At 65.4% G+C, this 26,962-nt stretch carries 28 protein-coding genes; 20 read left to right on the top strand and 8 right to left on the bottom strand.

Features of this window, described 5'->3' with window-relative positions; genetic code table 11:
- Positions 1 to 11: 11 nt before the first annotated feature.
- From ERC79_RS11420 to ERC79_RS11355, 14 genes are all read left to right on the top strand, one after another.
- On the top strand, positions 12 to 419 hold the full coding sequence (locus ERC79_RS11420; RefSeq protein WP_131578245.1) for a helix-turn-helix transcriptional regulator: 408 nt from the start codon (positions 12 to 14) through the stop codon (positions 417 to 419).
- A complete protein-coding gene (gene modA / locus ERC79_RS11415) occupies positions 416 to 1,189 on the top strand; it encodes a molybdate ABC transporter substrate-binding protein (protein WP_242676529.1) in 774 nt (257 codons plus the stop codon). The genes ERC79_RS11420 and modA overlap by 4 nt, the downstream gene beginning before the upstream one ends.
- Positions 1,186 to 1,995: an ABC transporter permease gene (locus ERC79_RS11410; RefSeq protein ID WP_131578244.1), complete on the top strand. Its 810-nt coding sequence runs from the start codon at positions 1,186 to 1,188 to the stop codon at positions 1,993 to 1,995. Before modA ends, ERC79_RS11410 begins: the two co-directional genes overlap by 4 nt.
- Positions 1,992 to 3,086 carry an ATP-binding cassette domain-containing protein gene (locus ERC79_RS11405; protein WP_131578242.1) on the top strand — a complete coding sequence of 365 codons (1,095 nt, stop codon included), beginning with the start codon at positions 1,992 to 1,994 and terminating at the stop codon, positions 3,084 to 3,086. Before ERC79_RS11410 ends, ERC79_RS11405 begins: the two co-directional genes overlap by 4 nt.
- A gap of 231 nt (positions 3,087 to 3,317) precedes the next feature.
- Positions 3,318 to 4,259 (top strand): sugar ABC transporter permease, encoded by a 942-nt coding sequence (locus ERC79_RS11400; RefSeq protein WP_131578241.1) that lies wholly within the window; start codon positions 3,318 to 3,320, stop codon positions 4,257 to 4,259.
- Positions 4,256 to 5,164, top strand: coding sequence for a carbohydrate ABC transporter permease (locus ERC79_RS11395; protein ID WP_242676528.1), 909 nt, complete (start codon positions 4,256 to 4,258; stop codon positions 5,162 to 5,164). Before ERC79_RS11400 ends, ERC79_RS11395 begins: the two co-directional genes overlap by 4 nt.
- A 73-nt stretch (positions 5,165 to 5,237) precedes the next feature.
- A complete protein-coding gene (locus ERC79_RS11390) occupies positions 5,238 to 6,623 on the top strand; it encodes an ABC transporter substrate-binding protein (RefSeq protein WP_131578238.1) in 1,386 nt (461 codons plus the stop codon).
- Complete coding sequence (locus ERC79_RS11385) at positions 6,620 to 7,351, top strand: glycerophosphodiester phosphodiesterase family protein (protein ID WP_131578236.1); 732 nt, start codon at positions 6,620 to 6,622, stop codon at positions 7,349 to 7,351. The genes ERC79_RS11390 and ERC79_RS11385 overlap by 4 nt, the downstream gene beginning before the upstream one ends.
- Positions 7,352 to 7,682: 331 nt before the next feature.
- Complete coding sequence (locus tag ERC79_RS11380) at positions 7,683 to 8,249, top strand: hypothetical protein (RefSeq protein ID WP_131578235.1); 567 nt, start codon at positions 7,683 to 7,685, stop codon at positions 8,247 to 8,249.
- A 547-nt stretch (positions 8,250 to 8,796) separates the two neighbouring features.
- A complete protein-coding gene (locus tag ERC79_RS11375) occupies positions 8,797 to 9,696 on the top strand; it encodes an alpha/beta hydrolase (protein ID WP_131578233.1) in 900 nt (299 codons plus the stop codon).
- Positions 9,697 to 9,763: 67 nt separating this feature from the next.
- Positions 9,764 to 11,233, top strand: coding sequence for a 2-hydroxymuconic semialdehyde dehydrogenase (locus ERC79_RS11370; RefSeq protein WP_131578232.1), 1,470 nt, complete (start codon positions 9,764 to 9,766; stop codon positions 11,231 to 11,233).
- Positions 11,234 to 11,285: 52 nt separating this feature from the next.
- Positions 11,286 to 11,717, top strand: a complete 432-nt coding sequence (locus tag ERC79_RS11365; protein ID WP_131578230.1) for a RidA family protein — start codon at positions 11,286 to 11,288, stop codon at positions 11,715 to 11,717.
- A 56-nt stretch (positions 11,718 to 11,773) separates the two neighbouring features.
- Positions 11,774 to 12,694, top strand: a complete 921-nt coding sequence (locus tag ERC79_RS11360) for a tRNA U-34 5-methylaminomethyl-2-thiouridine biosynthesis protein (RefSeq protein ID WP_131578229.1) — start codon at positions 11,774 to 11,776, stop codon at positions 12,692 to 12,694.
- Entirely contained in the window at positions 12,691 to 13,509 is an 819-nt protein-coding gene (locus ERC79_RS11355; RefSeq protein ID WP_131578227.1) for a tRNA U-34 5-methylaminomethyl-2-thiouridine biosynthesis protein, read from the top strand. The genes ERC79_RS11360 and ERC79_RS11355 overlap by 4 nt, the downstream gene beginning before the upstream one ends.
- Before the next feature lie 129 nt (positions 13,510 to 13,638).
- On the opposite strand, the gene ERC79_RS11350 is transcribed toward ERC79_RS11355, so the two are convergent.
- On the bottom strand, positions 13,639 to 15,126 hold the full coding sequence (locus ERC79_RS11350; protein WP_131578225.1) for a glutamine synthetase family protein: 1,488 nt from the start codon (positions 15,124 to 15,126) through the stop codon (positions 13,639 to 13,641).
- Between the two features lie 293 nt (positions 15,127 to 15,419).
- On the opposite strand from ERC79_RS11350, the gene ERC79_RS11345 reads away from it, so the two are divergent.
- Positions 15,420 to 16,316: a MurR/RpiR family transcriptional regulator gene (locus tag ERC79_RS11345; protein WP_131578223.1), complete on the top strand. Its 897-nt coding sequence runs from the start codon at positions 15,420 to 15,422 to the stop codon at positions 16,314 to 16,316.
- 59 nt (positions 16,317 to 16,375) lie between these two features.
- Here ERC79_RS11345 and ERC79_RS11340 read toward each other — a convergent pair whose 3' ends face one another.
- Positions 16,376 to 17,155, bottom strand: coding sequence for an IclR family transcriptional regulator (locus ERC79_RS11340; RefSeq protein WP_131578221.1), 780 nt, complete (start codon positions 17,153 to 17,155; stop codon positions 16,376 to 16,378).
- 250 nt (positions 17,156 to 17,405) lie between these two features.
- Between ERC79_RS11340 and ERC79_RS11335 the strand changes: the two genes are divergently transcribed.
- Complete coding sequence (locus ERC79_RS11335) at positions 17,406 to 18,200, top strand: fumarylacetoacetate hydrolase family protein (protein WP_131578219.1); 795 nt, start codon at positions 17,406 to 17,408, stop codon at positions 18,198 to 18,200.
- A 13-nt stretch (positions 18,201 to 18,213) separates the two neighbouring features.
- Here the strand turns inward: ERC79_RS11335 and ERC79_RS11330 are convergent, their stop codons facing one another.
- A complete protein-coding gene (locus tag ERC79_RS11330; RefSeq protein ID WP_131578217.1) occupies positions 18,214 to 19,536 on the bottom strand; it encodes an MFS transporter in 1,323 nt (440 codons plus the stop codon).
- A gap of 9 nt (positions 19,537 to 19,545) precedes the next feature.
- Positions 19,546 to 20,493, bottom strand: coding sequence for an NAD-dependent epimerase/dehydratase family protein (locus tag ERC79_RS11325; RefSeq protein WP_131578215.1), 948 nt, complete (start codon positions 20,491 to 20,493; stop codon positions 19,546 to 19,548).
- Positions 20,494 to 20,633: 140 nt separating this feature from the next.
- Here ERC79_RS11325 and ERC79_RS11320 point away from each other — a divergent pair, with 140 nt between their 5' ends.
- The 4 genes from ERC79_RS11320 to ERC79_RS11305 are packed head-to-tail and all read left to right on the top strand — an operon-like array spanning position 20,634 to position 22,743.
- Positions 20,634 to 21,326, top strand: coding sequence for a TetR/AcrR family transcriptional regulator (locus ERC79_RS11320; protein WP_131578213.1), 693 nt, complete (start codon positions 20,634 to 20,636; stop codon positions 21,324 to 21,326).
- 60 nt (positions 21,327 to 21,386) lie between these two features.
- Positions 21,387 to 21,776, top strand: coding sequence for a rhodanese-like domain-containing protein (locus ERC79_RS11315; protein ID WP_131578211.1), 390 nt, complete (start codon positions 21,387 to 21,389; stop codon positions 21,774 to 21,776).
- A gap of 23 nt (positions 21,777 to 21,799) precedes the next feature.
- Positions 21,800 to 22,084 (top strand): DUF2892 domain-containing protein, encoded by a 285-nt coding sequence (locus tag ERC79_RS11310; protein WP_131578209.1) that lies wholly within the window; start codon positions 21,800 to 21,802, stop codon positions 22,082 to 22,084.
- 53 nt (positions 22,085 to 22,137) lie between these two features.
- Entirely contained in the window at positions 22,138 to 22,743 is a 606-nt protein-coding gene (locus tag ERC79_RS11305) for a YqgE/AlgH family protein (protein WP_131578207.1), read from the top strand.
- A gap of 57 nt (positions 22,744 to 22,800) precedes the next feature.
- On the opposite strand, the gene ERC79_RS11300 is transcribed toward ERC79_RS11305, so the two are convergent.
- The 4 genes from ERC79_RS11300 to ERC79_RS11285 all read right to left on the bottom strand — a co-directional run bounded on the left by ERC79_RS11300 (position 22,801) and on the right by ERC79_RS11285 (position 26,908).
- The gene (locus ERC79_RS11300; protein ID WP_131578206.1) at positions 22,801 to 24,330 is read right to left on the bottom strand and encodes a long-chain fatty acid--CoA ligase; all 1,530 of its coding nucleotides are present in this window, start codon (positions 24,328 to 24,330) and stop codon (positions 22,801 to 22,803) included.
- Between the two features lie 30 nt (positions 24,331 to 24,360).
- Complete coding sequence (locus ERC79_RS11295; RefSeq protein WP_131578204.1) at positions 24,361 to 25,119, bottom strand: enoyl-CoA hydratase; 759 nt, start codon at positions 25,117 to 25,119, stop codon at positions 24,361 to 24,363.
- The gene (locus ERC79_RS11290) at positions 25,116 to 25,610 is read right to left on the bottom strand and encodes a MaoC/PaaZ C-terminal domain-containing protein (RefSeq protein ID WP_131578202.1); all 495 of its coding nucleotides are present in this window, start codon (positions 25,608 to 25,610) and stop codon (positions 25,116 to 25,118) included. Before ERC79_RS11290 ends, ERC79_RS11295 begins: the two co-directional genes overlap by 4 nt.
- 137 nt (positions 25,611 to 25,747) lie before the next feature.
- Positions 25,748 to 26,908, bottom strand: a complete 1,161-nt coding sequence (locus tag ERC79_RS11285) for an acyl-CoA dehydrogenase family protein (protein WP_131578200.1) — start codon at positions 26,906 to 26,908, stop codon at positions 25,748 to 25,750.
- Positions 26,909 to 26,962: the final 54 nt, after the last annotated feature.

Raw genomic sequence — 26,962 nt, 5'->3', positions numbered from 1 at the left:
AGAATCCCGGAATGCCAGACATCCGGATACGTGACGCCGCCCAGTTGCTCGGCGTCAGTGACGACACCGTTCGCCGCTGGGTGGACGTCGGCACACTTTCCGCGCACCGGGACGGCGCAGGCCGCATGGTGGTCGACGGTAAGCAGCTCGCCGAGTACGCGCGGGCCAACGCGGCGCCGACGCCCGAGAACCCGCTCGGGGTGGGCAGCTCGGCCCGGAACCGATTTGTCGGCCTGGTTACCCGGGTTGTCGCCGACGGCGTGATGGCCCAGGTCGAGATGCAGTGTGGACCGTTCGCCGTCGTCTCGCTGATGAGCGCGGAGTCGGCGGCCGAGCTGAAGCTCGAGCCCGGAAGCGTCGCGGTGGCTGTGGTGAAGGCGACGACCGTCATCGTCGAGACGCCGGGAGTGGTGTCGTGAGACGCGCGCGGATCGTGATCGCTGCGGCCGCGGCGGCCATCACGACGGTGCTCGCCGGCTGCAGCGGGTCGACACAGGCTGGGGCGGGTCCGGACGCCGACTCGATCACGGTGTTCGCCGCCGCGTCGCTGCGGTCCACGTTCACCGAACTGGGCCGCCGCTTCGAGGAACAGCACCCGGGTACCCGGGTGCTGTTCAACTTCGCGGGCTCGTCCGATCTGGTAGCCCAGCTCGACCAGGGCGCGCACGGTGACGTGTTCGCGTCCGCGGACACCGCGAACATGACCAAGGCGGTCCGGGCGGGACTGACGTCGTCGGATCCGGTGAACTTCGCGACCAATCTGCTGACCATCGTTGTGCCGCCGGACAATCCGGCGAGCATTCGATCCTTCGCCGATCTGGCCCGGCCGGACGTCGAGGTCGTCGTCTGTGCGCCGCAGGTCCCGTGCGGCACCGCGACCCGCAAGATCGAGGACGCGACCGGGGTGCGCTTGTCCCCGGTCAGCGAGGAATCCTCGGTCACCGACGTGCTCGGCAAGGTCGTCACCGGCCAGGCAGATGCCGGTCTGGTCTACGTCACCGATGCCGCCGGTGCGGTCGGCAAGGTTGCCTCAGTCGACTTCCCGGAGTCCGCTCGTGCGGTCAACACCTACCCCCTCGCCGTGCTGAAGGACTCCGGCGATCCGGGATCGGCGGCGCAGTTCGCGGCGCTCGTCACCGGCCCGGAGGGACGGGCGGTCCTGGCCGAAGCCGGATTCGGCACACCGTGATCGGGCGGCCGCAGGTACGTAGCGTCCCCGCGGGCCTGCCGGCGTGGATCTACATACCTGCGGCCGCGGGGAGCCTGCTGGTGGTGCTGCCGCTGATCGCGATGCTGGCAGGAGTGGACTGGCCCAACTTCTTGAACCTGGTGACGTCCGAATCATCCTTGGCCGCTCTGTTTCTCAGCGTGAAGACGGCGTCGATCAGTACGGTGCTGTGCGTGCTGCTGGGCGTTCCGATGGCGATGGTGTCGGCTCGCTGTTCCTTCCCGGGCCTCGCGGCGCTGCGCGCGTTGGTGCTGCTCCCACTGGTGCTGCCGCCGGTGGTCGGGGGTCTCGCGCTGCTCTACACGTTCGGCCGGCGTGGGCTCATCGGACAGCACCTCGAGGTGCTGGGCATCCAGATCGCATTCTCGACCACTGCGGTGGTACTGGCGCAGACCTTCGTCGCGCTGCCCTTCCTGGTGATCAGCCTGGAGGGCGCGCTGCGTACCGCGGGGCGGCGATACGAGTCGGTCGCGGCGACGCTCGGCGCCCCGCCCACCACCGTGCTGCGCCGGGTGACGCTGCCGCTGGTCCTGCCGGGTCTGATCTCCGGTGCGGTGCTCGCCTTTGCACGTGCACTCGGTGAGTTCGGGGCGACGCTCACGTTCGCCGGCAGTCTGCAGGGCGTCACTCGGACACTGCCGTTGGAGATCTACCTGCTACGCGAGACCGACCCGGAGGCCGCGATCGCGCTATCGCTGCTGCTGGTGCTGGTGGCCGTCGCAATCGTTCTGGGGGTTCGTACCCGGCGCGCGGTAGGTGCGCTGTGAGCGGACTGACCGTCCGGGCACGGGTCGCCGCTCGTGGGCTCGACGTCGACCTCGTGGTGGCGCCGGGTGAGGTACTGGCCGTTCTCGGCCCCAACGGGGCCGGCAAGTCCACGTTGCTCGACGTTGTTGCGGGGCTGCTGCACCCCGATGAGGGCCGGGTCGAACTGGGCGGACGTGTGCTGACCGATACCGTGGAAGGTGTTGTAGTACAGCCGCATCGGAGATCCGTGGCGCTCCTCGCGCAGGAGGCACTGCTGTTCCCGCACCTGACTGTCCGCGAGAACGTCGCGTTCGCACCGCGCAGCGCGGGTACGAGCCGTTACGCCGCACACGCCGTGGCAGCCCGGTGGCTCGGCGAGGTGGACGCGGCAGACCTCGCCGGCCGGCGCCCGCGGCAGCTGTCCGGCGGACAGGCGCAGCGGGTCGCGGTGGCGCGCGCACTGGCCGCCGAGCCCGAGCTGCTGTTGCTCGACGAGCCGATGTCGGCGCTCGACGTCGGCGCCGCTCCGGCGGTGCGTGCCCTGCTACGCCGCGTCCTGCGCGCCGGGAACCGGACCGCGATCCTGGTGACTCACGATGTGCTCGATGCGCTTTCGCTGGCCGACCGGGTAGCCGTGATCGAGTGCGGGCGAGTGGTCGAACAGGGGCCGGTGGCGCGGGTCCTGGCCCGTCCGCGCAGTGGTTTCGCGGCACGGATCGCGGGCATCAACCTGCTGTCGGGCACGGTGCGTCAGGGCAGCCTCGACACCGTCGCCGGCAGGGTGTGCGGCATCACCGAGGACGGCTTCGGTGACGGTGAACACGCTGTCGCGGTGTTCGCCCCGACCGCAGTCGCGGTGCACAGGGAGCCTCCGGAGGGAAGTCCGCGAAACAACTTCCGTGTTCGAATCGCCGAGATCGAAAGTCGCGGGAATGTGGTCCGCGTCCGCGCCGACGACCATCATGACGGCACAGCGGGGCTGATCGCCGATGTCACGGCCGTCGCGGTCGCCGCACTCGACCTGGTGCCCGGCGTCGACGTCTGGTTCGCCGTCAAGGCGACCGAGGTGGCGATGTATCCAGGTGGGAGCGGTCCCCTCCCCATCGCGTAACACGTCGGTTCCGTGCTGTTCGCGAGATCGACAGTTCTTCATCCCGAGTTTGGCGCAGATTCATCGGTACTCGTGCATCGCGTCATTTGGCGCCAATAACTTTCACGGCATCGCTCGTTGCGGGAAGAGTCGCGCGACGATGCTCCGAGACGCGAGCTGGGTCCGGTGAGACGCCACCTCTCGGGATCATTACGAATTCAACGTGAATGCCAATTGGAAGGTCGATGTCCGGTGACTTCGGTCAGTGTTCCCAGAGTCGAGCCGCGGAGCTCGCCGCCTACCAGTGAGAGTCGACGCCGTCGACAGCGGAAGAACCTGCTGTGGTTCCTGCTGCTCGCGGGGCCCAACATCGCGCTCCTGCTCGTGTTCGTCTACCGGCCGCTCATCCTGAGCTTCTACTACTCGACTCTGCAGTGGAACATGGGTTCTGCTGCAGCGAGATTCGTCGGCCTGGACAACTACATAGCCTGGTTCTCGGATCCCTCGTCGAGCACCACCCTCGGCGTCACCGCCATATTCACGGTGGCTACCGTTGGCGGCTCGCTGGTGCTGGGCCTGTTGCTCGCGCTGCTCCTGAACCAGAAGCTGGCCGGTCGTGGGATGGCTCGGATGCTGGCCTTCATCCCCTACGGCCTGTCGGGGATCGCGGTCGGCATGCTGTGGCTCTACATCTTCGACCCACGGTACGGGCTGCTCTCCACGCTGCTGGAAGCCGTCGGCCTCACCTCGCCACAGTGGTACACGGAGTCGCCCTGGGCTTTGGTCATGCTGATCATCGTCTACCTATGGAAGCACGTAGGCTACGTCGCGATCATCTATCTCGCTGGGCTGCAGTCGATTCCACAGGACATGCGCGACGCCGCCGCACTGGACGGTGCCGGCCGGTTGCGGACCTTGAGGTCGGTGATTCTGCCACTGCTGGGCCCGGTCTCCTCGTTCCTGGTGATCACGATGGCGTTGAGCTCGCTCCAGTCCTTCGATCTGATCCAGGCAATGACGCAGGGCGGACCACTCGGCAGCACGACGACGTTGATGTACCAGATCTATGTCGACGGCTTCCAGACCGGCCGCGCCGGGTACGCCTCTGCCACCGCCACGATCCTGTTCGTCCTGCTCCTGGTTATCACGGCATTCCAACTGAGGGTTATGGATCGGAAGGTGCACTACTCGTGAGTACTATCCTCGAACGGCCGCGACCCGTGGTTCGGGAGCCGGTTCCGGCTCCCCCACCGGCCCGCAGGGTCCGGAGGTCGCCGGTCCACAGTGTCGGTCGCTCCGGGCTCTACATAGCAGTGGTCCTGACGGTTCTGGTCATGTCGATTCCGATGATCTGGATGGTGCTGGCCAGCTTCAAGACCGAGGCAGAGCTGAGTACCCTTCCGCTGCAGTGGCTTCCGGAGGCTTTCAACCTCGACAACTACCGCCAGGCGGCTACCACCATCCCCCTCGGGCGGATGTTCCTCAACAGCGTTCTGCTGACCGTCCTCGGTTCAGGTTTGAAGGTGATGTTGGGCCTGTGCTGTGCCTATGCGCTTGTGTTCCTGGATATTCCGTTCAAAAAGTTCATGTTCGCGCTGGTCCTCTTCACGCTGTTGATTCCCGCCCAGATCACGATCATCCCGAACTACACGCTGGTCGCGTCGCTGGGCTGGCTCAATACCTACCAGGGCATCCTGGTTCCTGGACTGGCGAGTGCTTTCGGCACCTTCCTGTTCCGTCAGCACTTCCTCACCCTGCCCGCCGCAGTACTCGAGGCCGCCGAGATGGACGGTGCCGGACACTGGCGGCGCCTGTGGCGGTTCGTCGTGCCGATGTCGATCCCCACTGTCGTTGCGGTATCGCTCGTCTCGTTGGTCGGCGAGTGGAACGAGTACCTGTGGCCTCGCCTGGTCACCGACAGCACGGACACGATGCCGCTGCCCGTCGGGTTGACGCTGCTGCAGGACATCGACGGGATGAACAGCTGGGGCGTGCTCATGGCCGCCACGGTGATCGTCACGATGCCGATCGTGGTGGGCTTCCTGATCCTGCAAAGGCGCCTCGTCGCAGGCTTCACCGCCGGCGCCACCACGGGCTGACGCCCCCGCTCTTCCCTCGACCGACACAACTATGCCCATCTGTACGCATACGAAATCGACAAGGAATCAAACGATGTCGTGGAATCGACGCTCCGACTCCCCCCTCTGGACCCCCTCGCGCAGAGACTTCCTGCGCATCGGCGGGGTGAGCGCGCTCGGCCTCATGGCTGCGGCCTGCGGCGGCCCGAGTGTGGGCGGTGACGGCGGTGGTCCCGCCGCAGCAAGCGGTACCGACTGGTCCAAGATCACACCCGCCTCCGAGATCACCTGGTGGAGCAACCATCCGGGTAAGTCGAAGGAGATGGAGGAGGGATTCATCGCGGCCTTCAACAGTGAGCATCCCGAGATCCGGGTAAACCTGGTGACTGCGGGCGCCAGCTATGACGAGGTCGCGCAGCGCTACCAGGCAGCGGCGGGCACCCAGGATCTGCCCGATCTGGTGATCGCTTCCGACGTGTACTGGTTCCGGTACTTCATCAACGGGCAGGTCATGCCGCTCGACGACGTCTTCGAGTACCTCGAGGCAGATACCGGGGACTTCGTGAGCACTCTCTACGAGGACTATGCGTACCAGGGTTCGCACTGGGCCGCGCCCTATGCCCGCTCGACGCCGCTGTTCTACTACAACAAGGCACACTGGGCCGCTGCCGGGCTGCCGGACCGCGGACCGGCCACATGGGACGAAATGGCCGAATGGTCGACCGCGTTGCGCAAGGTCGTGCCTGCCGACGGCGCGCCGCTGGGGCTGAGCCTGGGGCCATCCTGGTCGGCATGGTGGTTCTCGAACATCTTGTGGGGCCGGGGTGGCGCCTACAGCAACGAGTGGGATGTCTCCTTGGCGACGCCCGAGGCTATGTCGGCCGGCAACTTCGTTCGCGACATGTACAAGGGGCCGAAGGCGTTCGCGTCCGTCGCGTCGGCGAACCTGACCGCCGACTTCTCGGCCGGACTGTACGGCGCGGTCATCGGCTCCACGGGCAACCTGTCCGGTCTGCTCTCGGCGGCCAAGTTCGACCTGGGTGCGGCGTACCTGCCCGACGGTCCGGTTCCGGGCCGCAATGTGCCGACCGGCGGCACTGGTCTGGCTATCACGGCGTCCCGCACGCCGGAACAGCAGCTTGCTGCGGCGATGTTCCTGAAGTTCATGACGAACGCAGAGAACACTGCGAAGTTCTCAGTCGGAACGGGCTACATGCCGGTGCGTACCTCCGCCATCAACGGTGCGGCGATGAATGCGGTCTACGCCAAGAAGCCGCAGTACCGGATCTCCGTCGACCAGTTGCAGGAGAAGACACGCTCGCAGGATTACGTGCGCGTCTTCGTCCCCGGCGGCGACCAGATCCTCACCGACGGCATCGAGCGGTTCGCTCTCGAGGGTGCGTCGGCCGAGACCGTGTGGCCCTCCGTCACCCCGCGCCTACAGACGGCGTTCAAGGAGAATGTGGAGCCGTACCTGTGACCCGGCCGTTGATCGTCGCGCACCGGGGCAATTCCTCGGTGGCTCCGGAGAATACGATGCTCGCCTTCGGTTCGGCCGTTCGAGCCGGTGCCGACATGATCGAGATCGACGTCCACGTCGACGGTGATGGCACCTTCGTCGTGATCCACGACGACACCGTCGACCGGACCACCGATGGAACCGGTGCTGTCCAGGCCCTCAGCACTGAAGACATTCGTCGTCTCGACGCGGGTGCCGGGTTCGCCGTGGATACCGCGGGTCAGCGGGTGCCGCTGCTCACGGATGTCGTCGACCTGATGGTCGTGCATCCGCACCTGCGATTGCTCCTCGAACTCAAGGGCGACTGGGAGCCGGACCAGGTGAAGCAATTACTCGGCGTCCTCGAGCCCGTCCTTCCCCGTGTGCTGCCCCAGAGTTTCTACGTGGCTACCGTGCGTGCGCTCGGCGAGGTCGCACCCGATGCACCGCGTGGTCTGCTCGTGCTGGGAATCGACGAGGCCGTGATGGCGTTGTGCGCGGATCTCGGTGTGACGGCATGTAATCCGTACGTCGGGTTCGTGCGGGAGAATATCGGTGTCATCGCCGACCTGCACGCGGCGGGGCTGCAGACCTTCGTGTGGACGGCAAACGAACCGGAGCAGTGGCGTCTGCTCGTGGACGCGGGCGTGGACGGTGTGATCACCGACCGCCCGGACCGTCTGGGCGGGTGGCTCGACGCCGTCCAGTAGTCCCCCGCTTCGGCCCCGCGCCGGGCCCTGACCTCGGCCGAATGCCACATACGTCTACTCGAACCGGACGTATGTGGCATTCGGCCGTTGGGGCTCGCCAGATTCCCCAGTCCTGGGGCGCACGTTCCCGCCACCCAGGACTGGTTCGCGCTGGAGTCGAGCCCATCGAATCTTCGGCCTGCCCCGCTCCGATTCTGACCGTTGCCGCAGAAGTACGTGACGCTGCCGTACTTCGAGCGCTACTTGCCCGCGGGGAATCAGTCAGCGCCCGGCCCCCAACTCCGTTCGGTTGCGGCGGAACCGTGTCGGTACCGGTTACGTCCAGGTAGGTATGGGATCTCTCGAGTACTGGTTCGGCACCGGCGACTGTCCGCCGACGGTGTGGTCCTCGGCTGCCGATGTCGACGTGGACGGAGTCGGCGGGTTCGACGCGGTGCGACTGGACTTCGATGGGGACGGACTCACGGACGACGCGATGTGGGACTGCGATGGTGACGGTGCGGCGGACCGCGCGGTACTGGACTTGGGCGATCCGGCCGTCCGATACTTCGCGGACCCGGCCCGCGATGGTGTGTGGGGCCGTGAGGTCGCCCGTGACAGCCCCGCTGAGCGGACGCAACCGCAGATCGGTGAGCGGTTCGCTCACCCGGACCAGCCGAAGCCCGGATCGGTTCGATGGATGAGCCTCGACTACGACGGTGACGGCGCGGTGGACGACGCGTCCGCCGATCTGGACGGAAACGGCACGCACGACGTCGTGCTCCTGTCCATCCGGGATCGACTCCGGCACGACACGGTGCTGGTCGCGGAGGAAGAGCAGGGGCGAATGACCGTACGGCTGAGCGACACCGACGGCGACGGGCGTCTCGAGACGGTGCGCCGGGGTGTCCAGCCGTAGGGCAAGGAACTGCGTTCGGGTCCGTCGCACATGTGTCCTGGTTCGGTACTGGTTCGGCGATCGCGCAAGCCCGTACTGATCGGTGCGCACCTCGGGCGGCGGCAGAATTCTTTCGTAATATCTATTCCGTTCTGTGTCAGATCATGTAACGTACGTTACGTTCACGGTCCGACGGGAGGTGAGAAGTGGGGTCGCTGGAGCACCCAGCTTGTATGTCGGCCCCGCTTTGCGGAGCCGGGCGGCGAAGTCGCCGGGGGCTGCCCGGCTCTCGGCCAACGTCGAACCGCGCACACTGCCTTCGCGTCATCCGGGTATGCACTATTCGGGTGGAATGGACAGTGCCACAAAGACTTCGATCTCCTGCGCGTCGTGAGTGCCGTTCTGGCGCAAGCGACTTTCGTCAGGCACATGGTCCGAAGAAGCTCGGGTGCCTGCCGACGGATGTTCGAGTTTCGGCACGAGCCACTCGCCGCTCCTTGCGCTGAGGCGCGCCCAGATCTCCACGCCTTGGTCCCACGTACACAGCCCCACTCGAAGGAGCCAACTCATGACGACACCTCTGTATCGACAGTTCCGAACCCAGGCAGAGCTGGATGCCGAATACGACATAGAGGCGACAGTTCCGGACTTCTCTTTGTATGCAGGGGATTTCGTTCAAAGAAGCGAGAGGGTACGAAGCGAAGGGCGAGTGCTGCTCGATATCCGGTACGGAAGTGACATCGACGCGAACTATGACGTGTTCCTGCCCCCGTCCTCTTTCGAGGGCCCCCGACCGACGCTGTACTTCGTGCACGGCGGCTACTGGAAGGCGACCACCAGCAAGGTCTGGAGCTACATCGCAGAGGGATTGTGCAGCCGCGGGTTCGTCGTCGTGGTGGAGAACTATGCCCTGTGCCCGCGAGTGACCATCGATGACATCGTTCAGCAGCATCGGGAGGGCTTCGCCCACTTCTGGAACCACCTCGACGACTATGGGGCCGACGGTGACCGAATCGTCCTGGCTGGTCACTCTGCCGGCGGCCATGGCGTTGCAGCACTGCTCCAGACCGACTGGGCCGCCGACTACGGTCTGCCCGCAATCCCGTATGCCGGTGCCATCGGCGTGAGCGGCGTCTATGATCTGCGACCCCTACCGCACAGCTTCCTGGGCCCGCTGCTACAACTCGATCCGGACACGGCAGCGAGGTTGTCGCCGGAGCTCGATCCGCCAGTTCGGCTGCCCGCCGTCGCATTTGCCTACGGCAGTCAGGAGCCCAGTGAATTCCAGAGGCAGACAGTAGATTTTGCTGCGACGCTCGCCGCGAGATCCGGGCAGTCCTTCGAGGTGCTGGAGATCGAGGCCAATCACTTCGACATCCTCGACCAGCTTGCGAACCCGAACGGTGTGCTCGCCGAGATCGTCGCTCGCTTTGCGGGCGTCGAGAGTGTCGTAGAGCAGTCGAACTAGCAGTCGCTGTCACAAGCAGCTCCGCATGCTCTCGGAGTAACTCCCATCGAAGAACGGCAATTGAAATATGAACTCCGATAAATGGATTCGAAACTTCGTCGACGGCGCATTCGTCGACCCGGAATCTGGGTCCAGCTTCGAATGTATCGATCCCGCCACGGGTCGGGCACACGCCTCGGTACACGAGGCGGACGAGGCTCTCGTCGATCGTGCGGTACAGGCCGCCCGCCGGGCATTGGACGGCGGGTGGGCAGACAGCCCGGTGCGTGAGCGGGCGGCACTGTTGAGGAGGGCCGCCGATCGGATCGAAGAACGGTTCGAGGAGTTCGTGGCGGCGGAAGTCGCCGACACGGGAAAACCCATCACCCAGGCCCGGGAACTCGATGTGGCTCGCGCTGTGGCGAACTTCCGTGCATTCGCCGACATCGTTGCCGCAGCCGGTCAGGAATCGTTCATGACCGACCTGCCGGGCGGTCGTCAGGCACTGAACTACGCCATCCGCAAGCCGCTCGGTGTGGTCGCGGTGATTGTCCCGTGGAACCTCCCGTTGCTCCTGTTGACCTGGAAGGTTGCTCCTGCACTCGCGTGCGGAAATGCCGTCGTGGTGAAGCCGAGTGAGGAAACACCCTCCACTGCTACGCTTCTCGCGGAGATTCTGGACGAAGTGGGGTTGCCGGCAGGTGCGTACAATGTTGTGCACGGGTTCGGCGGGAACTCGGCCGGCGAGTTCCTGACCGCTCACCCCGGAATCGACGGCGTCACCTTCACCGGGTCCTCGGCTACCGGATCGCGCGTCATGCAGGCCGTCGCTCCGCGGGTGCGTCCGGTGTCCTTCGAACTCGGCGGAAAGAACGCGGCCGTGGTGTTCGACGATGTCGACCTCGACGAGGCCATCGCGGGTCTGACCCGATCGGTGTTCGCCAACACCGGGCAGGTGTGCCTCTGCACCGAACGCGTGTACATCCAGCGCGCAATCTTTGACGACATCGCTTCCGGTCTGGTGGCGAGTGCCGAGCAACTGAAGCTCGGCAACCCGCAGGATCCGGCAACGACAACCGGGCCCTTGATCTCCCACGCCCATCGGCGCAAGGTTCTCGACTATTTTGCGCTCGCCGAGGAAGCGGGCGCCAAGGTCCTCACCGGTGGCGGTGTGCCCGACGTCGGCGCCGACCTCCGCGGTGGTTCGTGGATCGAGCCCACGCTGTGGACCGGGCTCACCAACACCGACCGCGCGGTCCGTGAAGAGATCTTCGGCCCCGTAGCAGCACTGATCCCGTTCGACACCGAAGAAGAGGCGATCGCGCTGGCGAACGACACCGAGTACGGGCTCGCGGCAGCGGTGTGGACCAATGACCTCCGTCGAGGCCACCGGGTGGCCGGACGAATGAATGTCGGTATCTCTTGGGTCAATACGTGGTTCACCCGTGAACTCCGCTCCCCGTTCGGTGGTGCCGGCCTTTCCGGTGTCGGTCGCGAGGGCGGCGAGGCCTCGCTCCACTTCTACACCGAACCGACCAACGTCTGCGTCCAGCTGTGAACGGCCGATCCGTGCACGCCGATCAGAACATCGCAATTCGAAGGATGACGAAATGAGCCGAACCCGAGTCATCGAGAGGCTGGCGAAGCCGCGTGGGCGGTTTCCCCATGTCAAGGTCGCCGGAGACTTCCTGTACGTGTCGGGCACCAGTTCCCGTCGCCCCGACAACACGTTCGTGGGAGTCGAGGTCGACGAAATGGGGTGCACCGATCTGGACATTCGCTTGCAGACCAGAGCTGTGATCGAGAACCTGCGGGAGGTACTCGGCGAATTCGGAGCCGAGCTGTCCGACCTGGTCCAGGTCACCACCTATCTGGTGTCGATGAATGACTTCGGTGGCTACAACGAGGTGTACGCCGAGATGTTCGACGAATCCGGCCCCACCCGTACGACTGTCGCAGTTCACCAGCTGCCGCATCCGCATCTTCTCATCGAGATGCAGGGTGTTGCCTATCTTCCCGCCGGTGCAACTGTCACTTCATAGGTCAGTGCACGCAGCAATCGTTACGTGCGTCCGTTCCGACAGAGAAACGAGGAGTCATGGGAAAAGGACAGATCGTGGCCGGCTACCTGGCCCCGCATCCCCCGCATCAGGTCTACGGAGAGAATCCGCCACAGAACGAGCCGCGCTCGCAGGGTGGTTGGGAGCAGCTCCGATGGGCCTACGAGAGGGCACGCGCATCGCTGGAGGCCCACCAGCCCGACGTGCTGCTTGTCCACACCCCGCACTGGGAAACTACTGTGGGACATCACTTCCTGGGTGTGCCGAACCTGAAGGGGAAGTCGGTTGATCCGATCTTCCCGAATCTCTTCCGATACAACTTCGATCTGAAGGTCGACGTCGAACTCGCCGAAGCGTGCATGGAGGAGGCCCGCGCGGCGGGACTGACTTCCAAACTGATGACCAACCCCGACTTCCGCGTCGACTACGGCTCGATCACCACGCTCCATATGATGCGTCCGCAGTGGGACATCCCGGTGATCGCCATCAGCGCGAACAACTCCCCGTACTACCTCAAGATGGAGGAGGGTCTCGAGGAGATGGACGCCCTCGGAAAGGCGACTCGCCGGGCTATCGAAGCCACGGGCCGTCGTGCGGTCGTGCTGGCGTCCAACACCTTGTGTCACTTCCACTTCGACTCCGAGCCGGAGACTCCTGAGGACATGACGCGGGAGCACCCTCAGAACTGGGAGGGTTACCAGTGGGACATGCGCTTCATCGATCTGCTTCGCAAGGGTAGGACTCGAGAGGCTGTGGAGATCATGCCGCAGTTCATCGAGGAGGCGTTCGCCGAGCTCAAGTCCGGCGGATTCACGTGGATGATGGCCGCCCTCGGATACCCGGAAATTCCTGCGGAGCTGCACGGCTACGGAACTGTGATCGGCACCGGCAACGCGGTCATGGAGTGGGACATGGATTCGGATATCGCCCGTAAGACCCTGGCAGGAGTGCAGGCATGAAATCGAACGTGAAGTCGGCGTACCTCATTCCGGGAAGCCCTCTCCCGCTTCTGCGATCGGATGCAGTCGGGTTGCGTCCCATCGTGGAAGGACTCGATCGCGCTCGCAAGTCCCTCGAGGCGGCGGCGCCCGACACCGTGATCGTCTACTCCACGGGCTGGATCGCCGTGGTCGACCAGATGTGGCTCACGCGTCCGCACATGACCGGCCGCTTCGTCGACGGGACGTGGCACGAGTTCGGCCACATCGACTGGGAGATCGACGTTGCTGTCCCGATTGCGGAGCGCGCGATCGCCTCCACCGAAGCGTTCGGGATCAAGTCGCGTGGATGTGATTACGACGGATTTCCGATCGACGCGGGAACGATCGTCTTCTCCAAGTCGATGAATGCCACGGCGTCGATCCCGCTGGTCGTGACCTCGAACAATCTGTACCACGATTGGGAGATCACTCGAAAGATCGGGCAGGTTGCCGTAGAAACTGCAGCAGCACAAGGGAAGACGGTGTCCATCGTCGGCATCGGTGGGCTGTCCGGATCGATTTTCCGCGACGGTGTCGACTTCGACAACGATCGGATCTATTCGCCGGAGGACGACGCGGCCAACGGGAAGCTGATCGAGCTCGTGACGTCAGGCGATGTCGAGCGTCTCGAGGCTTATGTCCCCGAGTACTCGAAGGTTGCGCGTGCGGACATGGGCATGAAGCATCTGGGCTTCCTGCTCGGGGCGTTGGGTGGCACGTACTCGAGCGCCGAATGCCTCGGCTACGGACCGTTGTGCGGCTCCGGCGGCGCGGTGGTCGAGTTCACCCCATAGTCGCGATCGTGGCGAGGGCATGGCAGGGTCTCCGGCAGGCCGGCCATGCTCCTCACCCGCGATGGTCCTCGTCCTGATCGGCATGAAATCGACTGCTTGTCAGAGAGTTTCGCGACAGGTTCGCAGTCATCAGTATCGTGTGAAGTACTCGCGGTGTTCCCAATCGGTCACTTCGTCGGGGTGCTGCTCCCACTGGGGTTCGGCCTCGAGGAAGCGTTCGATCTCGGAATCCTTGACGGTGAGAAGCCACTCGATGTAGTCGTCGCCGAATTCCCGCCGGAAGAACTTGCTGTCCCGTAGTTCGTCGACCGCTTCCATGAGTGTCGTCGGAAGCCGGGGTCGAGACGTTGCGCTGTAGGGTGCGTTCTCGCGGGGGCCCGGATCGGTGCGGTTCCGGATACCGTCCAGACCGGCCGCGATCTGGCTACCGATGTAGAGATACGGGTTCGCCGCCGGTTCCCCGACGCGATTTTCTATGCGCGAGCTGGAATCTCCTGGGGATCCGATCACCCGGCACATTGCGGCCCGGTTGTCGTGACCCCAGGTGGCCCGGTCGGGCGCTAGCGAGTAGGCGCGTCGGCGGCGATAGCCGTTGACCGTGGGTGTGGTGAATACGGAGGCTGCTCGCGCGTGCTCGAGTATTCCGCCGAGGAAATGCAAGCCCATCGGTGCGAGGTGCTGATTCGATCCCGGTGGGGCGGCGAAGAGGTTACGTCCCGTGTGATCGCTGATGCTCTGGTGCAGGTGCCAACCACTCGCGCAGAACCCGGGTAGCCCGGGCGCGGCCATGAAGGTCGCATGCAGTCCCATCCGTGCACTGACCTGTTTGACCATGGAGCGAAAGAGAACCGCGGTATCGGCTGCCGCCAAGCCGTCCATCGTCTCGAATGTGACCTCGATCTGTCCGGGTCCGAGCTCGATCTCGACCGTACGGATGGGCATTTTCAGGCGCTGGCCGTAGTCCACGACCGCGGCCAGGAAGCCGTCCAGCCTGTCGTGGTCTTCCTCGCTCTGGTAGGCGTATCCGCGTGTGACGGCTTCGACGATCGGCGGTGTCGGTGGCCGGCCCTGGCCGCCGAGTTCCTCGGGAGCAAGCTTTTGATCGAGGACGCGTGTCACGTAGAACTCGATTTCGAGGCCTGCCACGTATTCGAGGCCCTCTCCCCGCATTCGTGCGAGGAGCTCCTCGAGTTTGTGTCGAGCGTCGAAGGGGACGGGCCTGCCGTCGGCCGAGTACATGTCGCCGAGGATCCACGCGGTTCCGGGTGACCAGGGCAGTTCCCGGAAGGTGCGTGGATCGGGCACGAGAATCACACCGGGTAGCCCGGTCGTCTCATGTGGAGATGCCGTGCTCGCGGGTTCGAAGGGGTCGCGAACGAATCGTTCGCCGGAATCGAAGTTGAACTGGGCAGAACTGAAGTCGAGGCCGTCGGTGAGGACGGATGGAAAGACCGCGGGTGTCACCGCCTTGGTACGCAGCTTGCCCTGCGGATCGGCAGTGCTGACCCGTACCGTCCGGATGCCGTCCGCCTGAACTCGGGCGAGGATGTTCCTGGCTTCGTCGCGCTGGTTCTCGTTCCACAGGCCATGATTCTCGATGAAACCCCGACTCGGCATCTCCACTTCGGTAACTCCTCCTGCACGCCGGGCCGTCGGGTGATATCAGTGTCGCTGAGGTCCGTTCGTGCCGGTAATTGTCAGGGACTCTATCTCGCCGGTTCGGTAGCCACAAGGACGGTTGGGCTGCCATTGTTGCAGTAGCCCAGAGTAATTCGGTGGTGGATTGCACCTGCCGGGCCAACTGTGTTCCGTCGCCGGTGTCGAGCCCGGCGGACGGGACGGATCGGCGCGGAATCGGGTGCGTACGAGGTAGCAAGGAAAGGTGCTACCTGACGGTAAGATGGGCGTCCATGGCAGACGCACCGTCGACGGATCCCACTGTTGCCGAGAGGATTCGCAAAGTTCGCCGATCCCTGGCGCCGGCTGAGCACAAGGTAGTCGCAGCACTTGTCGACAACTATCCGACGGCGGGTCTGGGATCGATTGCCGAGTTGGCGACTGCGGCAGGAGTCAGTGGGCCGACTGTGCTCCGGCTGATCGGCAAGCTGGGCTTCGATGGGTATGGCGCGTTTCAAGCGGCGCTGCGGCAGGAAGTACAGACCCGGTTGTTCTCGCCGGTCAGTATCTACCCGCCGACCGGTACCGAGTCGGGGGAAGACTCGCCGCTCGCGACTTCGGAACGTATCTACACCGAAGGAGTGAGGACCACGCTGCAGTCGATCGACGAGCGTGAACTCGACGGGGTGGTGTCCGCGCTGACCGATCGCAACCGCAACGTCGTGACGATCGGGGGGCGATACAGCACGGCGCTCGCCGCGCACCTTGCCCAGTACCTGCACATGTTGCGCGACGGGGTCGACTACGTGCCCCCCACCTCGGCCGCGAAGTTGAGTGCGCTCATCGACATTGACGCGGATACCGTCGTCGTCGTATTCGACTATCGGCGATATCAGCAGACCGTCGTCGACTGGGGCGTCGCGGCCGTCGAGCGAGGAGCGCACCTGATCACGGTCACCGACGCGTACCTGTCGCCCCTGGCCAGCTATGCGGATTCGGTTCTGACCACAAGTCACGTCGGGCTCGGTCCGTTCGACTCGATGACCCACGGGTTCATGCTCGTCGAGATTCTGATCGCCCTGTGTACACAACGCCTGGGTGAGCCGGCGCGCAAACGCCTGGCTGCCTTCGAGGAACTGCAGGTTGCGGAGGAATCGGCGCGGCAACCGCGCAAGACTTCGGCAACGTGAAACCGGCGCGCCGGTTGGTTCAGGCTGACGCCACCGACACGTGCCTCGACGGCGGGACTTCAGGCGTCGATGGCGGCCAGTGCGCGGGCGATCGTGAGTGCGGTGGTGTGAACCGCGGGTGCGACACGGCGGATGTCGACCTTGCCGATCCATCCGGACGCGGAGACCGCGGCAATCGGCGGATCATCGCCGACACGTACGGAACTGGCGACACATGCGACGCCCGGCGCCGATTCCTCGTGTTCGTACGCGATGCCGGTCTCGGCGATACGGCGGAGCTGTCGGACAAACGGTGCGGGGAGCGTCACCGTGCGTGGGCCCACCGGGGTGAGTCCCGCGGCCAGGACGGCGTCGAGCACCTCGGGTGGTGAATGCGCCAGCAGCACCTTGCCCACTCCGGTTGCGTGGGCAGGCAGCCGGCCCCCGACGCCCGAAGGTAGCCACGGTGCGTCCCGGCCCCGGAGGATCTCGACGTACACCACCTCGGTGCCGTCGAGGATCGCCAAATGCACAGTCTGCCCGGTGGCCTCGCGGAGATCAGCGAGGAACGGTAGCGCGATCTCGCGGACCGAACGGCGCCGTGATGCGCGTTCGCCGAGCTCGAACAGCTTGAGCCCGAGTCCGATCTGGCTGCCGCGCCGCTCGACGAATCGCTCTCGCTCCATGTCCTTGATCAGTCTCGACACGGTTGCCTTGGGTATTCCGGTGCGACGGGCGAGCTCGTTGATTCCGAGATACGTGTCCGATGGGCCGAATGCCGTGAGAAGTTCCGACATCCGCCGAACGACCGATGTCGGTTGGTCACGCGAAGCCGAACTGTTCCGTTCTTCGGGACTCATTCATTGATTATCGCGCTGCGCCGCTGCATAGTACAAACTGCAGTCGGATAACGACGCCGGCCGATTCAACCGTTCGACGGGGCCCACGGAACGCGGCGCGCCCCGATACTGAACTCACAGCGAAAGCTCTTCTTGCCGCATATGATTCACGCGAGCCGATTGCCTCGTCCGGTGAGCGGGAAGACCTGATGATCGATGTCGCGATCGGCCTCGTGGCACCGCGACCCACCAGTAAGGAAGTAGCCATCCCATGAGTGTTGCCCCCACGACCTGGACTATCGAATCCGCCGCCGAGGTGCTGCTGAACGCCGAGGAAACTCGCTGCGATCGCCACCCCGTCACGGAGGACTGGCCCGGACTCGATCTGACCACCGCCTACCTCGTTCAGGACGAACTGATTGCCCGCAAGGTGGCGCAGGGCGAAAAGGTGATAGGCGTCAAGCTCGGATTGACCTCGGTGGCGAAGCAGCAGCGGATGGGCGTCAACTCGCCGCTGACCGCCGTTCTCACCGACCGGATGGTTCTCGAGGAGGGAAGCCCGATCCCGATGGCCGAGTTGATCCATCCGCGGGTCGAGCCCGAGATCGTATTCGTGCTCGGCGAACGTCTCGAGGGTCCCGGTGTAACGGCGGAGACGGCGTTGGCTGCCGTCCGGTCCGTGCGCGCCGGGATCGAGGTCATCGACAGCCGGTACATCGACTTCAAGTTCACCCTCCCCGACGTCGTCGCCGACAACGCGTCCTCGTCGCGATTCTTCTTGGGCGATGTCGAGCGGGACCCGAGCGAACTCGACCTGGTGATCGAGGAGTGTGTTCTCAAGATCGACGGCGCTGAGGTCGACCGCGCCACCGGCGCAGCCGTACAGGGACATCCCGCCGAGGCGCTGGCTCTCGCCGCAAACTCTCTCGCTGAGCGTGGGCTCGCTCTGGAGGCGGGGTGGATCATCCTCACCGGAGGCATGACGGATGCCGTCTTCGTCGAACCGGGTCATCCGATCGTCGCGGAGTTCACCAACCTCGGTTCCGTCACCGTCGTAGGCGAATGACGTTGGTCGTCGCCTAGCCCGACTCCGGGATCGGGCGTCGTGAGTTCACGCCGATGGCAACCAGGCCCAGCACGTAGACCCCACCGGCCGCGAGCACCAGTCCGAGCGAGTGTCCGTCGGGTTCGATGACGGTGGCCGCCGCGGCCAGAGCCGCACAGAATGCGATGTTGAAAACCGTGTCCTGCAAGGCGAACACCTGACCGCGGCGGTCGTCGTCGATCTCGATCTGCATGGCGGCGTCGCCGGTGAGTTTGATGGACTGGCCGGCGAACCCGAGGAGGAACGCGCCCACGAGCAGCAGCGGTTGCCACAGTGTGGTGATCAACGTCAGCTGCACGGCCGTCGCGAAGACCAGCCCGAGGGTGACAGTCCGCGGTCGGCCGAGACGCGGAATGATCCATGGCGTCGCGAGTGCGGCCAGCAGCATGCCGGATGCGGTGGCCCCCACCGCGACACCGAATCCGGCGAGGCCGCCGGGCAGTGCCGTCCCGGAATCGGGTCCACGCAGGATCAGCACCATCACGAGTGTGTTCACGCCGAAGACGATGCGGTGGGTACCGATTCCGATCATCGCGGTGGTGACGCCGGGCGACTGCCACACTGCGATGCCGCCGGTACGCAACCCGCCGAGGACGGCGCTGATGGTGCCGAGTGTGGCAGTGGACCCGGCGTCATCGTCGACTACCGGCCCGAGGGCGCGCCGGCCGAACTTGCTTACCGCCCACGCCGCGATCACCGACCCGAGAGCCCCGACCGCCACTGCGGTGCCGGAGCCGACATCGCCCTCGCCAACTACTTCGATGACCGCGACCGCTGTACCCGCGCCGATCGCGGAAAACGCCGAACCCACGGTCGCGAGCACCGAATTTGTTGGCACAAGCCAGCTTTGGCGGACAACGTGAGGAAGGGACGCCGAGACGCCAGCCAGCACGAAGCGGCTGACGCCGATTGCGGCGAGTGCCAGCAACAGCAGTGGTGTCTCGCTCGCACCCGCGAACAGCAATGCCGCGGTGACGAGGATCAGACTGCCGCGCAGCAGATTCGCCCACAGCAGGACGGCACGGCGATCCCAGCGGTCCAGCAGTGCGCCGGCGAACGGTCCGATCACTGAATACGGAAGCAGCAATACCGCGAATCCCGCCGCGATTGCGATCGGCTCGGGCTCACGTTCGGGGTTGAACAGGATGGCCCCGCCCAGGGCGGCTTGGAACAGCCCGTCGCCGAACTGGCTCGCGAACCGAACGGTGGTGAGCCGCCCGAGGCCCGGCGAGTGGCGCAGCGTGGTGACGGCGGCCTCGCACGTCTGCCGGACAGACGATGGATTCCATTTGCGCACACGGTGACCCTATCGGGCGGCCACCGTGTTCGACTCGCTCTGCCACCACCGGACCGTCGCCTCCGCAGCTTGCTCCAACGGGGTCGGTGCCAGTCGGAGCAGGTTCTCGCTGCGGCGGGAGTCCATCACGAACGGCGCCTCGAATTGGTACAGCGTTTCGGCCAGCTCTCGGGTCGGTCGGTGCACCGACCCGACGGTGCGCAGCAGCCATCCGGGCAAGGTGCCTACCTTCGGTGCGGGCACCCGCGCGGCCTGCGCGAAGGCCTCCACCAGCTGCCGCTGCGTCATCGCGGGCGTGGTCGGCGCGTGCAGCACCGTGTTCCACAGCGCCGGGTGGTGAGCGGCGGTGATCATCGCCGCCGCGAGGTCGGGCACGTAGGTGAACGAGTGGGCGACGTCGGCGCGGCCCATCACCCGGATCGTCTTGCCGTTGAGGACCGCGGGCACCATTCGTTCACCGGCGTGTGCGTGACGAACGTGCGGTCCGAAGAAGTCGGACGCGACCACACTGACCGTTGGTGTCGGGTGCGCCGCACGGGCCGCGAGCAGGCGCGCCCGGACCCCGAGTTTGCCGGTGGTCGCGGTGCGGGGGTTGTCCTCGGTCATCGGCCCGTCCGGGCGGCCGTAGGAATACAGACTCTCCGGGAACACCACGACGGCGCCGATCTGCTGCGCGGCGGCGAGCACCGTTTGTTCGGCTGTCGGGAGTTCACGTTCCCACGTTGCGGCGTCGTACTTGGAGCCGTGGATGCAATGGAAGACGGCCGCGGCGCCATCGAGCGCGTTCGCGAGTGCCGCGGGATCGGAGACGTCCACTCTCCGGCGGTTGATCCGCGGATGGTCCGGCCCACTGCCCGAGCGGGTCAGCACCCGGACGTTGTGGCCCGCAGCGGCCAGTTGCTCGGTGACGGTCCAGCCGACGGGTCCCGCGCCGGTCACTACCTGCAGATTCGACATGACGTGCCCGCTTTCTCGAAGGGATTTCAGATTCGAGAGCACCGCTCTCTTTTTCAAAGATGCATGGGTCCATCCACTCCTGTCAAGAGCAGTGCTCTCTTTTGTTGACAGCGCTCTCATTTCTCGGGCAGGGTGGGCATATGACCGGTACCCCCCGCGAACGCGCCCGCGAGCAGACGCTCGCCGAGATCACCCGGATCGGACGCGAGCACCTGGCCACGGGCGGTGCGGCAGCCTTGTCGCTGCGCGCGGTCGCGCGCGATCTCGGCGTCGTCTCGTCGGCGGTGTACCGGTACGTCGCGAGCCGCGACGAGCTGCTCACGCTCCTCGTGATCGACGGGTACACGGAACTCGGTGCGGAGGTGGCTGCTGCCGTCGCTGCGCTCCCTGCCGCCGACCACCGCGGTCGCCTGCATGCCCTTGCCTGCGCGGTGCGCGCGTGGGCGCTCCGCGAACCCGCCCGGTACGCGCTGCTGTTCGGCAGCCCGGTGCCCGGGTATCACGCGCCGGCCGACCGGACGACCGGTCCGGGTACACGCGTGATCGTCGCGCTCGTGAGTATCGTCGAGGCCGCATACGCGGCGGGGGCGCTCGCGGTGCCGCGGACGCCGATCGACCCGAGTCTGTCCGCCGACCTCGATCGAATTCGCGCCGAGATGGAGCTGACGGTGCCCGACGAGGTGCTCGCCCGTGGCGTCATGGCCTGGGCGGCGCTGTTCGGTGCGGTGAACTTCGAGGTGTTCGGGCAGTATGGCGCCGGTACTTTCGCCGATCCCGCGGTGCTGTTCGAACATCATCTGGCGGTGCTCGACCAGCTCCTCGGGCTGGCGTAGCGGTGTCGGACCGTGGTCGACAACACGTCGACCACATACCCATTGGGGTATACGGTGAGGATGAAACGACCCCACAGGGGTCTGGAGAAAGCGAGCAGGGTGGCTCTACTGGCGAAGTTCACCGGCATCTTCCGCAGGTCGTACGGCATCGTCGATGTCCACGCGGCGAGAGAGCTCGTCGGGAAGGGTGCCGTCCTGCTCGACGTGCGCTCGCTGCCCGAATGGGACTCGGGCCACGCGTCCGATGCCTACCACCTGCCGCTGCACGAGGTCCTCGAGAGCGGTCTCGATGTTGCGGCCGGCCGACCGGTCGTCGCGATCTGTCGCTCGGGTGGGCGCTCGGCCAGCGCGGCTCGCATGCTGTCCCGCCAGGGTGTCGAGAGCTATTCGGTGCGCGGCGGGATGGGTGCGTGGCGTCGAGCAGGACTGGAAATCACCCCACCGCACTGAACGTCCCAGAAGGAGTCGTGACAATGGCATTGCCGAAGCATTCCGGTTGGACCGTCGAGCGCATCGTTCCGCTGCTCGGCGGATCCGTGGTCGGCACGAGCCTGCTACTCGGCCGCGCACACTCGCCGAAGTGGCGTGCGCTGACGGCCTTCGCGTCCGCAAATCTGGTTCTCTACGGCGTCGTCGGCTGGTGTCCGATGAGCCTGGTGTTGCACAAGCTCGGGGTGCCGCGTACCGGGTCCTGCAGGGTGCCCGCGTCCGGGACGGTCGCATTGCCCGAGAGCGGCGGCGAGAGCGATTCGGTGTAATCCGTTCGCGTTCGCATCTCCCGTCCGGGGCCCGTCGATGAGATGATGGCCCGGTGGCGCACTCGGAGGAACCTGAGGACCGCACTGCCCCGGCACAGCCGACGGTGCGGCCGGGCAGCCTGCTGGTGTCGTCGACGGATCTGACCGAGCCGACGTTCCGTCGGACGGTCGTCTACGTGATCGAACACAACGACGCCGGCAGTCTCGGCGTCGTCCTCAACCGGCCCAGCGAAACCTCCGTGCAGGAGGTGCTCCCGCAGTGGGCCACCCTGGCCGCCCGGCCGCAGGCGCTGTTCGTCGGCGGACCCGTCACCCGTGACGCTGCGCTGTGCCTGGCGACGCTGCGCACGGGTGCCGACATCGCCGGTATTCCGGGACTGCGCCGGATCGACGGCCGGGTGGTCATGGTGGACCTCGATGCCGATCCCGAGCCCATCGCATCGGTGATCGAGGGGCTGCGGATCTTTGTCGGCTACGCCGGGTGGACACTCGGCCAGCTCGACGCCGAGATCGAACACGATGATTGGATCGTGTTGTCGGCGTTGGCTTCCGATGTGACCAGCCCGGCGCGTACCGATGTCTGGGGTCAGGTGCTGCGTCGACAGCCGCTCCCCCTCGCACTTCTTGCGACGCACCCGATCGACATCGAGCTGAACTGAAGCGTCGCTACTTCGGGCCACCTCCTGCGGATCGTCTGCTCAGGATTGTCGGTTCCGTCAGTCGGATTCGCGGACCTTCGCGCGGAGGACGTGCTTGAGGATCTTTCCGGACTGGTTCCGTGGGATTTCGCCAATGACCAGATCTCGGGGCAGCTTGTAGTCGGCGATGAACTCGGCAGCGTGGGCGCGCAGCCCGTCGAGTGAGATCTCGCGGCCCGGCATCGGCGTCGCGACGGCGACGATGGTTTCGCCGAACGTGTCGTCGATACGGCTCACGACGGCCACATCCTGAACATCCGGGTGACTGGCCATCGCATTTTCGACCTCAACGGAGTAGACGTTCCGTCCACCGGTGATGATCATGTCCTTGATGCGATCGACGATTGTGATGAAGCCGTCCGCATCACGCACCGCGAGGTCTCCGCTGTGCAGCCAGCCGTCGCGAATGGTGTCCGCGGTGGCCTCGGGATTGTTCCAGTAGCACTTCATGACGGTCTCTCCGCGGACGATCATCTCGCCGGTCTCACCCGTGGCGACGTCGTTGCCGTCGGCGTCCACCAGCCGGACTTCGGCGTTGCTGATGGCCGACCGCCCGGTTGCGTCCGGGCGTGCCTCGACCTCTTCGGGCGTCAGGTAGATGCCGGTGGGGCCGCCCTCGGTCTGGCCGCACAGCTGGTAGAAGGCGACGTCGGGCAGGGTTGCGACGAGCTTTGCCACCGCACTCGGCGGCATCGGAGCCGCACCGAAGAAGCCGAGACGCCAGGACGAGAGATCCCGCTCCGCCAGGTCGGGGACGGTCAGCATCAGCTGATACATGGTGGGCACGCCGAGGAACACGGTGATCCGATGCTTCGTGATGGCGTCCAGCACGGCCGTGGGCTCGAACGCCGGCAGCACCACGTGGGTGGTGCCGATGGAGAAGCCGGCAATCACGAAGAGGACCAGTTCGGCGCAGTGGTACATCGGCGCAACATGCAGATTGCGGTCGAACGAATTCATGCCGATCGTGGTGACCGAGTGCCCCACCCAGAGGATCCGGTGATGATCGAACAGCGCGCCCTTGGGCTGTCCGGTGGTGCCGGATGTGTAGATGATGATGCAGTCGTCGTCCTCGCGCACCTCGACACCGGGTTCCGTATCCGGCATCGATGCCGCGAGCTCGCCGATGTGCGGGAACGCGTTCTGGGCATTGTCGAGGCCCAGGATGGTGAGCGGGACTGCCGTCGGCTCGAGCTTGTCGAGGCCGGTGACGGCGTCGATCACCGCGGAACCGAACAGAAGCACCTTGGCGCCGGAATCGTCCAGGATGTATCGCAGTTCGCGGGAGGTGCTGCGCGGATTGACCGGAACGAAGATCGCGCCGATCTTGTACGCCGCATACATCGCGACGATGAAAAGATCGGAGTTGTTCGACATCAACGCAACGCGGTCGCCCTTGCGCACCCCGAGCTCGATGAGGGCGTGGGCGTGGCGGTTGACCTCGTCGTCGAGCTGCCGGTAGCTACGTTCTGTGCCTTCGAAGATCAGTGCAGTTCGGTCGGGATGACGCCGCGCGTTCAGTGTGAGTTGCGCTCCAACAGTGGCCATTTCGCTCTTTCTTTCTCGTTCTGTGCAGGCTCAGGAAAAATTGGGTGGACGTTTGCTCATGACTGCGGACGCGCCTTCTGCGAAATCCGCAGTCGCCATGAGTTCGATCTGGCCGGATCGTTCGCGATCGAGGGTCGCGTCGATGCCCGGAATGCTCGCCGCGACGAGGTCGCGTTTGGTCAGCTCCAGCGCCCTGCGCGCCCCTGTCGCGAGCCTGGCGGCCACGGCAGCGACGTGAGTCGAGAGTTCCTCGGCGGGAAGGGCGCGGCCGATCAGGCCCGTCCTTTCCGCGTCGGCGGCCGAGAGCCGCTCACCGAGCAACGTCATCTCCGACACCCGAGCCCGGCCGATCGCCGCCGTGACGAGTGCGGTGGAGCCTCCGTCGGGCATGAGTCCGACGGAGGTGAACGAGAGCGCGAAGTAGGCGTTCTCGGCCGCATAGGTGAGGTCGGCCGCGCAGGCCAGTGCCACGCCGAACCCGACCGCAGGACCGTTGACCGCGGCCACGACGGGTACCGGCGACTCGACGATCGCGCGGATGACGCCGTTCGCGATGTCCATCACGTCATCGGGGGACGCGCCGCTCATCGAGAGAAGGTCTGCGCCGCTGCAGAATGCCCGCCCAGACCCGGTGAGCACAATCGTGCGGACGTCCTCACCGGCCGTGCGGATCACGCGGCCGAGCTCGGACAGGGTCGGAAGATCCACCGCATTCATCCGATCCGGACGATCGATCGTCACGCGCAACACGCGGCCCGCCAGGTCGGTGGACGTTCTGATGCCGCTCATCGGCCGGTCACCGCCGTCGGCCGGCATCCGACGTATGCATCCATGACAGCGGTGAGGACCTCCGCGCCGTGCACATTGCGGACCTGTGCAGATGTGGTGACCAATGCTCGCTCCTTCTCGGTTTCGAATTGAACGTTCTCGATCGTGATCGCCCCGGTCAGCTCGTCGCCCGGCCGCACGGGGCGGAGGAAACGCACGTCCCGTAGGGCGCGCCCAGCGATCACGTTCCATTCGCCGATCACTGCCGCAACCGCGAGCTTCTGGAAGATCGAGACGGTGTGCAGGCCACTCGCGATCAGACCACCGAACGGGCCGTGGTCGGCAGCCTCCGCGTCGACGTGGAACCACTGAGGATCCCACTTCGATGCGAAATCGATCAGCTCGTCAGTGGTGACGAGATGCGTTCCGAGCTCGTAGCTTCGGCCCGGCTGAAGCTGCTCGGCGTGCAGTGTGTGCGTGCGGTCGTGGGCGCGCGTTCCGGAGGAAGTCATGCGGACCTCTCGTGTGTGCGATCGCCTGCACACGCCGCTGTCGGAACGCGCGTCTTCTCGGAGACGTCGACGGGAGAACCCGATGTATCCATGTGGTGTCCTTCGAGGTCGAGCGGGATGGGTTCAGGCTGGACGGATTACAGCGAGCGGCTGATGAGTTCCTTCATGATTTCGCTTGTGCCACCGTAGATTTTCTGTACTCGGGCGGCGGCGTACATCTGCGCGATCGGGTACTCCATCATGTAGCCGTACCCACCGAAGACCTGGAGGCAACGGTCGATGATCTCGACCTGCTTCTCCGTCCCCCACAGCTTCGCCATCGACGCCGTGGCCGCGTCGAGGGTTCCCTCGATCTGCCGCTGAATGCAATAGTCCATCAGCGTCTTTCCCGCCAAAACTTCGGTCTTGCATTCGGCAAGAACGAATTTCGTGTTCTGGAAGTCGAGAATGGGCCGTCCGAACGCCTGTCGCTGCTTGGCGTACTGGATGGCCTCGAGTACGGCCGCCTCCGCCATGGCTACGCCGCCGACGCCGATGATCAGGCGCTCGCGATGCAGCTGGTTCATCAGCTGGAAGAAGCCCTGCCCCTCGATACCGCCCAGCAGGTTCTCCGCCGGGACCCGCATATCAGTGAACGACAGTTCCCGGGTGTCCTGCCCGTGCTGTCCGATCTTGTGCAGCACTCGACCGCGCTCGAATCCCGCGAGTTGTGCGGTTTCCGCGACGAACAGCGAGATTCCCCGTGCGCCTGCGGATGTGTCCGTCTTCGCGACGATCACCAGCAGATCGCAGTGTGAGGCGTTCGAGATGAACGTCTTCGATCCGTTGATCACGTACTCGTTGCCCTCACGGACCGCGGTGGTACGAACCGACTGCAGGTCGGATCCGGTCCCCGGCTCGGTCATTGCGATCGCCAGAACACTCTCGCCGGTTGTGGTCTTCGGTAGCCACCGCCGCTTCTGTTCCTCGGTGGCGTAGGCAGCGATGTAGTGCGCGACGATCGTCGAGTGGACCGCGTACCCGAAAGCGGTGTCGTGGGCGAGAGCGATCTCCTGTTGCACGATCGCCTCGTGGCCGAAATTGCCGCCACCGCCGCCGTACTGCTCCGGTATGTCCAGGCACAGCAGGCCCGCTGCGCCGGCCCGGTTCCAGAAGTCCCGGTCGACCTCGTGCTGGGCCGCCCAGCGCTCCTGGTTCGGGGTGGCTTCCTTGCGGAGGAACTCGGCCGCGTGCTTGCGTAGCGCCGACTGGTCCTCGGTCTCCCACGGGGAGTGGTAATCGGGAAAGAGTTGGGGCATGGTCTCTACCTTCCGGTGAACTCGGTTGTGCGCTTCATGCGGACCGCTTTCCTG

Origin of the sequence: Rhodococcus sp. ABRD24 (assembly GCF_004328705.1) — a bacterium.
Taxonomy (GTDB): domain Bacteria; phylum Actinomycetota; class Actinomycetes; order Mycobacteriales; family Mycobacteriaceae; genus Prescottella.
This window is presented reverse-complemented; position numbering and strand designations above follow the sequence as displayed.

Excerpts from the sequence above, each read along its gene's own strand:
- ERC79_RS11420 (WP_131578245.1), top strand. The coding sequence starts at position 12 with ATGCCAGACATCCGGATACGTGACGCCGCCCAGTTGCTCGGCGTCAGT.
- ERC79_RS11390 (WP_131578238.1), top strand. The coding sequence starts at position 5,238 with ATGTCGTGGAATCGACGCTCCGACTCCCCCCTCTGGACCCCCTCGCGC.
- ERC79_RS11380 (WP_131578235.1), top strand. The coding sequence starts at position 7,683 with ATGGGATCTCTCGAGTACTGGTTCGGCACCGGCGACTGTCCGCCGACG.
- ERC79_RS11375 (WP_131578233.1), top strand. The coding sequence starts at position 8,797 with ATGACGACACCTCTGTATCGACAGTTCCGAACCCAGGCAGAGCTGGAT.
- ERC79_RS11370 (WP_131578232.1), top strand. The coding sequence starts at position 9,764 with ATGAACTCCGATAAATGGATTCGAAACTTCGTCGACGGCGCATTCGTC.
- ERC79_RS11365 (WP_131578230.1), top strand. The coding sequence starts at position 11,286 with ATGAGCCGAACCCGAGTCATCGAGAGGCTGGCGAAGCCGCGTGGGCGG.
- ERC79_RS11360 (WP_131578229.1), top strand. The coding sequence starts at position 11,774 with ATGGGAAAAGGACAGATCGTGGCCGGCTACCTGGCCCCGCATCCCCCG.
- ERC79_RS11355 (WP_131578227.1), top strand. The coding sequence starts at position 12,691 with ATGAAATCGAACGTGAAGTCGGCGTACCTCATTCCGGGAAGCCCTCTC.
- ERC79_RS11350 (WP_131578225.1), bottom strand. The coding sequence starts at position 15,126 with ATGCCGAGTCGGGGTTTCATCGAGAATCATGGCCTGTGGAACGAGAAC.
- ERC79_RS11345 (WP_131578223.1), top strand. The coding sequence starts at position 15,420 with ATGGCAGACGCACCGTCGACGGATCCCACTGTTGCCGAGAGGATTCGC.
- ERC79_RS11340 (WP_131578221.1), bottom strand. The coding sequence starts at position 17,155 with ATGAGTCCCGAAGAACGGAACAGTTCGGCTTCGCGTGACCAACCGACA.
- ERC79_RS11335 (WP_131578219.1), top strand. The coding sequence starts at position 17,406 with ATGAGTGTTGCCCCCACGACCTGGACTATCGAATCCGCCGCCGAGGTG.
- ERC79_RS11325 (WP_131578215.1), bottom strand. The coding sequence starts at position 20,493 with ATGTCGAATCTGCAGGTAGTGACCGGCGCGGGACCCGTCGGCTGGACC.
- ERC79_RS11320 (WP_131578213.1), top strand. The coding sequence starts at position 20,634 with ATGACCGGTACCCCCCGCGAACGCGCCCGCGAGCAGACGCTCGCCGAG.
- ERC79_RS11315 (WP_131578211.1), top strand. The coding sequence starts at position 21,387 with ATGAAACGACCCCACAGGGGTCTGGAGAAAGCGAGCAGGGTGGCTCTA.
- ERC79_RS11310 (WP_131578209.1), top strand. The coding sequence starts at position 21,800 with ATGGCATTGCCGAAGCATTCCGGTTGGACCGTCGAGCGCATCGTTCCG.
- ERC79_RS11300 (WP_131578206.1), bottom strand. The coding sequence starts at position 24,330 with ATGGCCACTGTTGGAGCGCAACTCACACTGAACGCGCGGCGTCATCCC.
- ERC79_RS11295 (WP_131578204.1), bottom strand. The coding sequence starts at position 25,119 with ATGAGCGGCATCAGAACGTCCACCGACCTGGCGGGCCGCGTGTTGCGC.
- ERC79_RS11290 (WP_131578202.1), bottom strand. The coding sequence starts at position 25,610 with ATGACTTCCTCCGGAACGCGCGCCCACGACCGCACGCACACACTGCAC.
- ERC79_RS11285 (WP_131578200.1), bottom strand. The coding sequence starts at position 26,908 with ATGCCCCAACTCTTTCCCGATTACCACTCCCCGTGGGAGACCGAGGAC.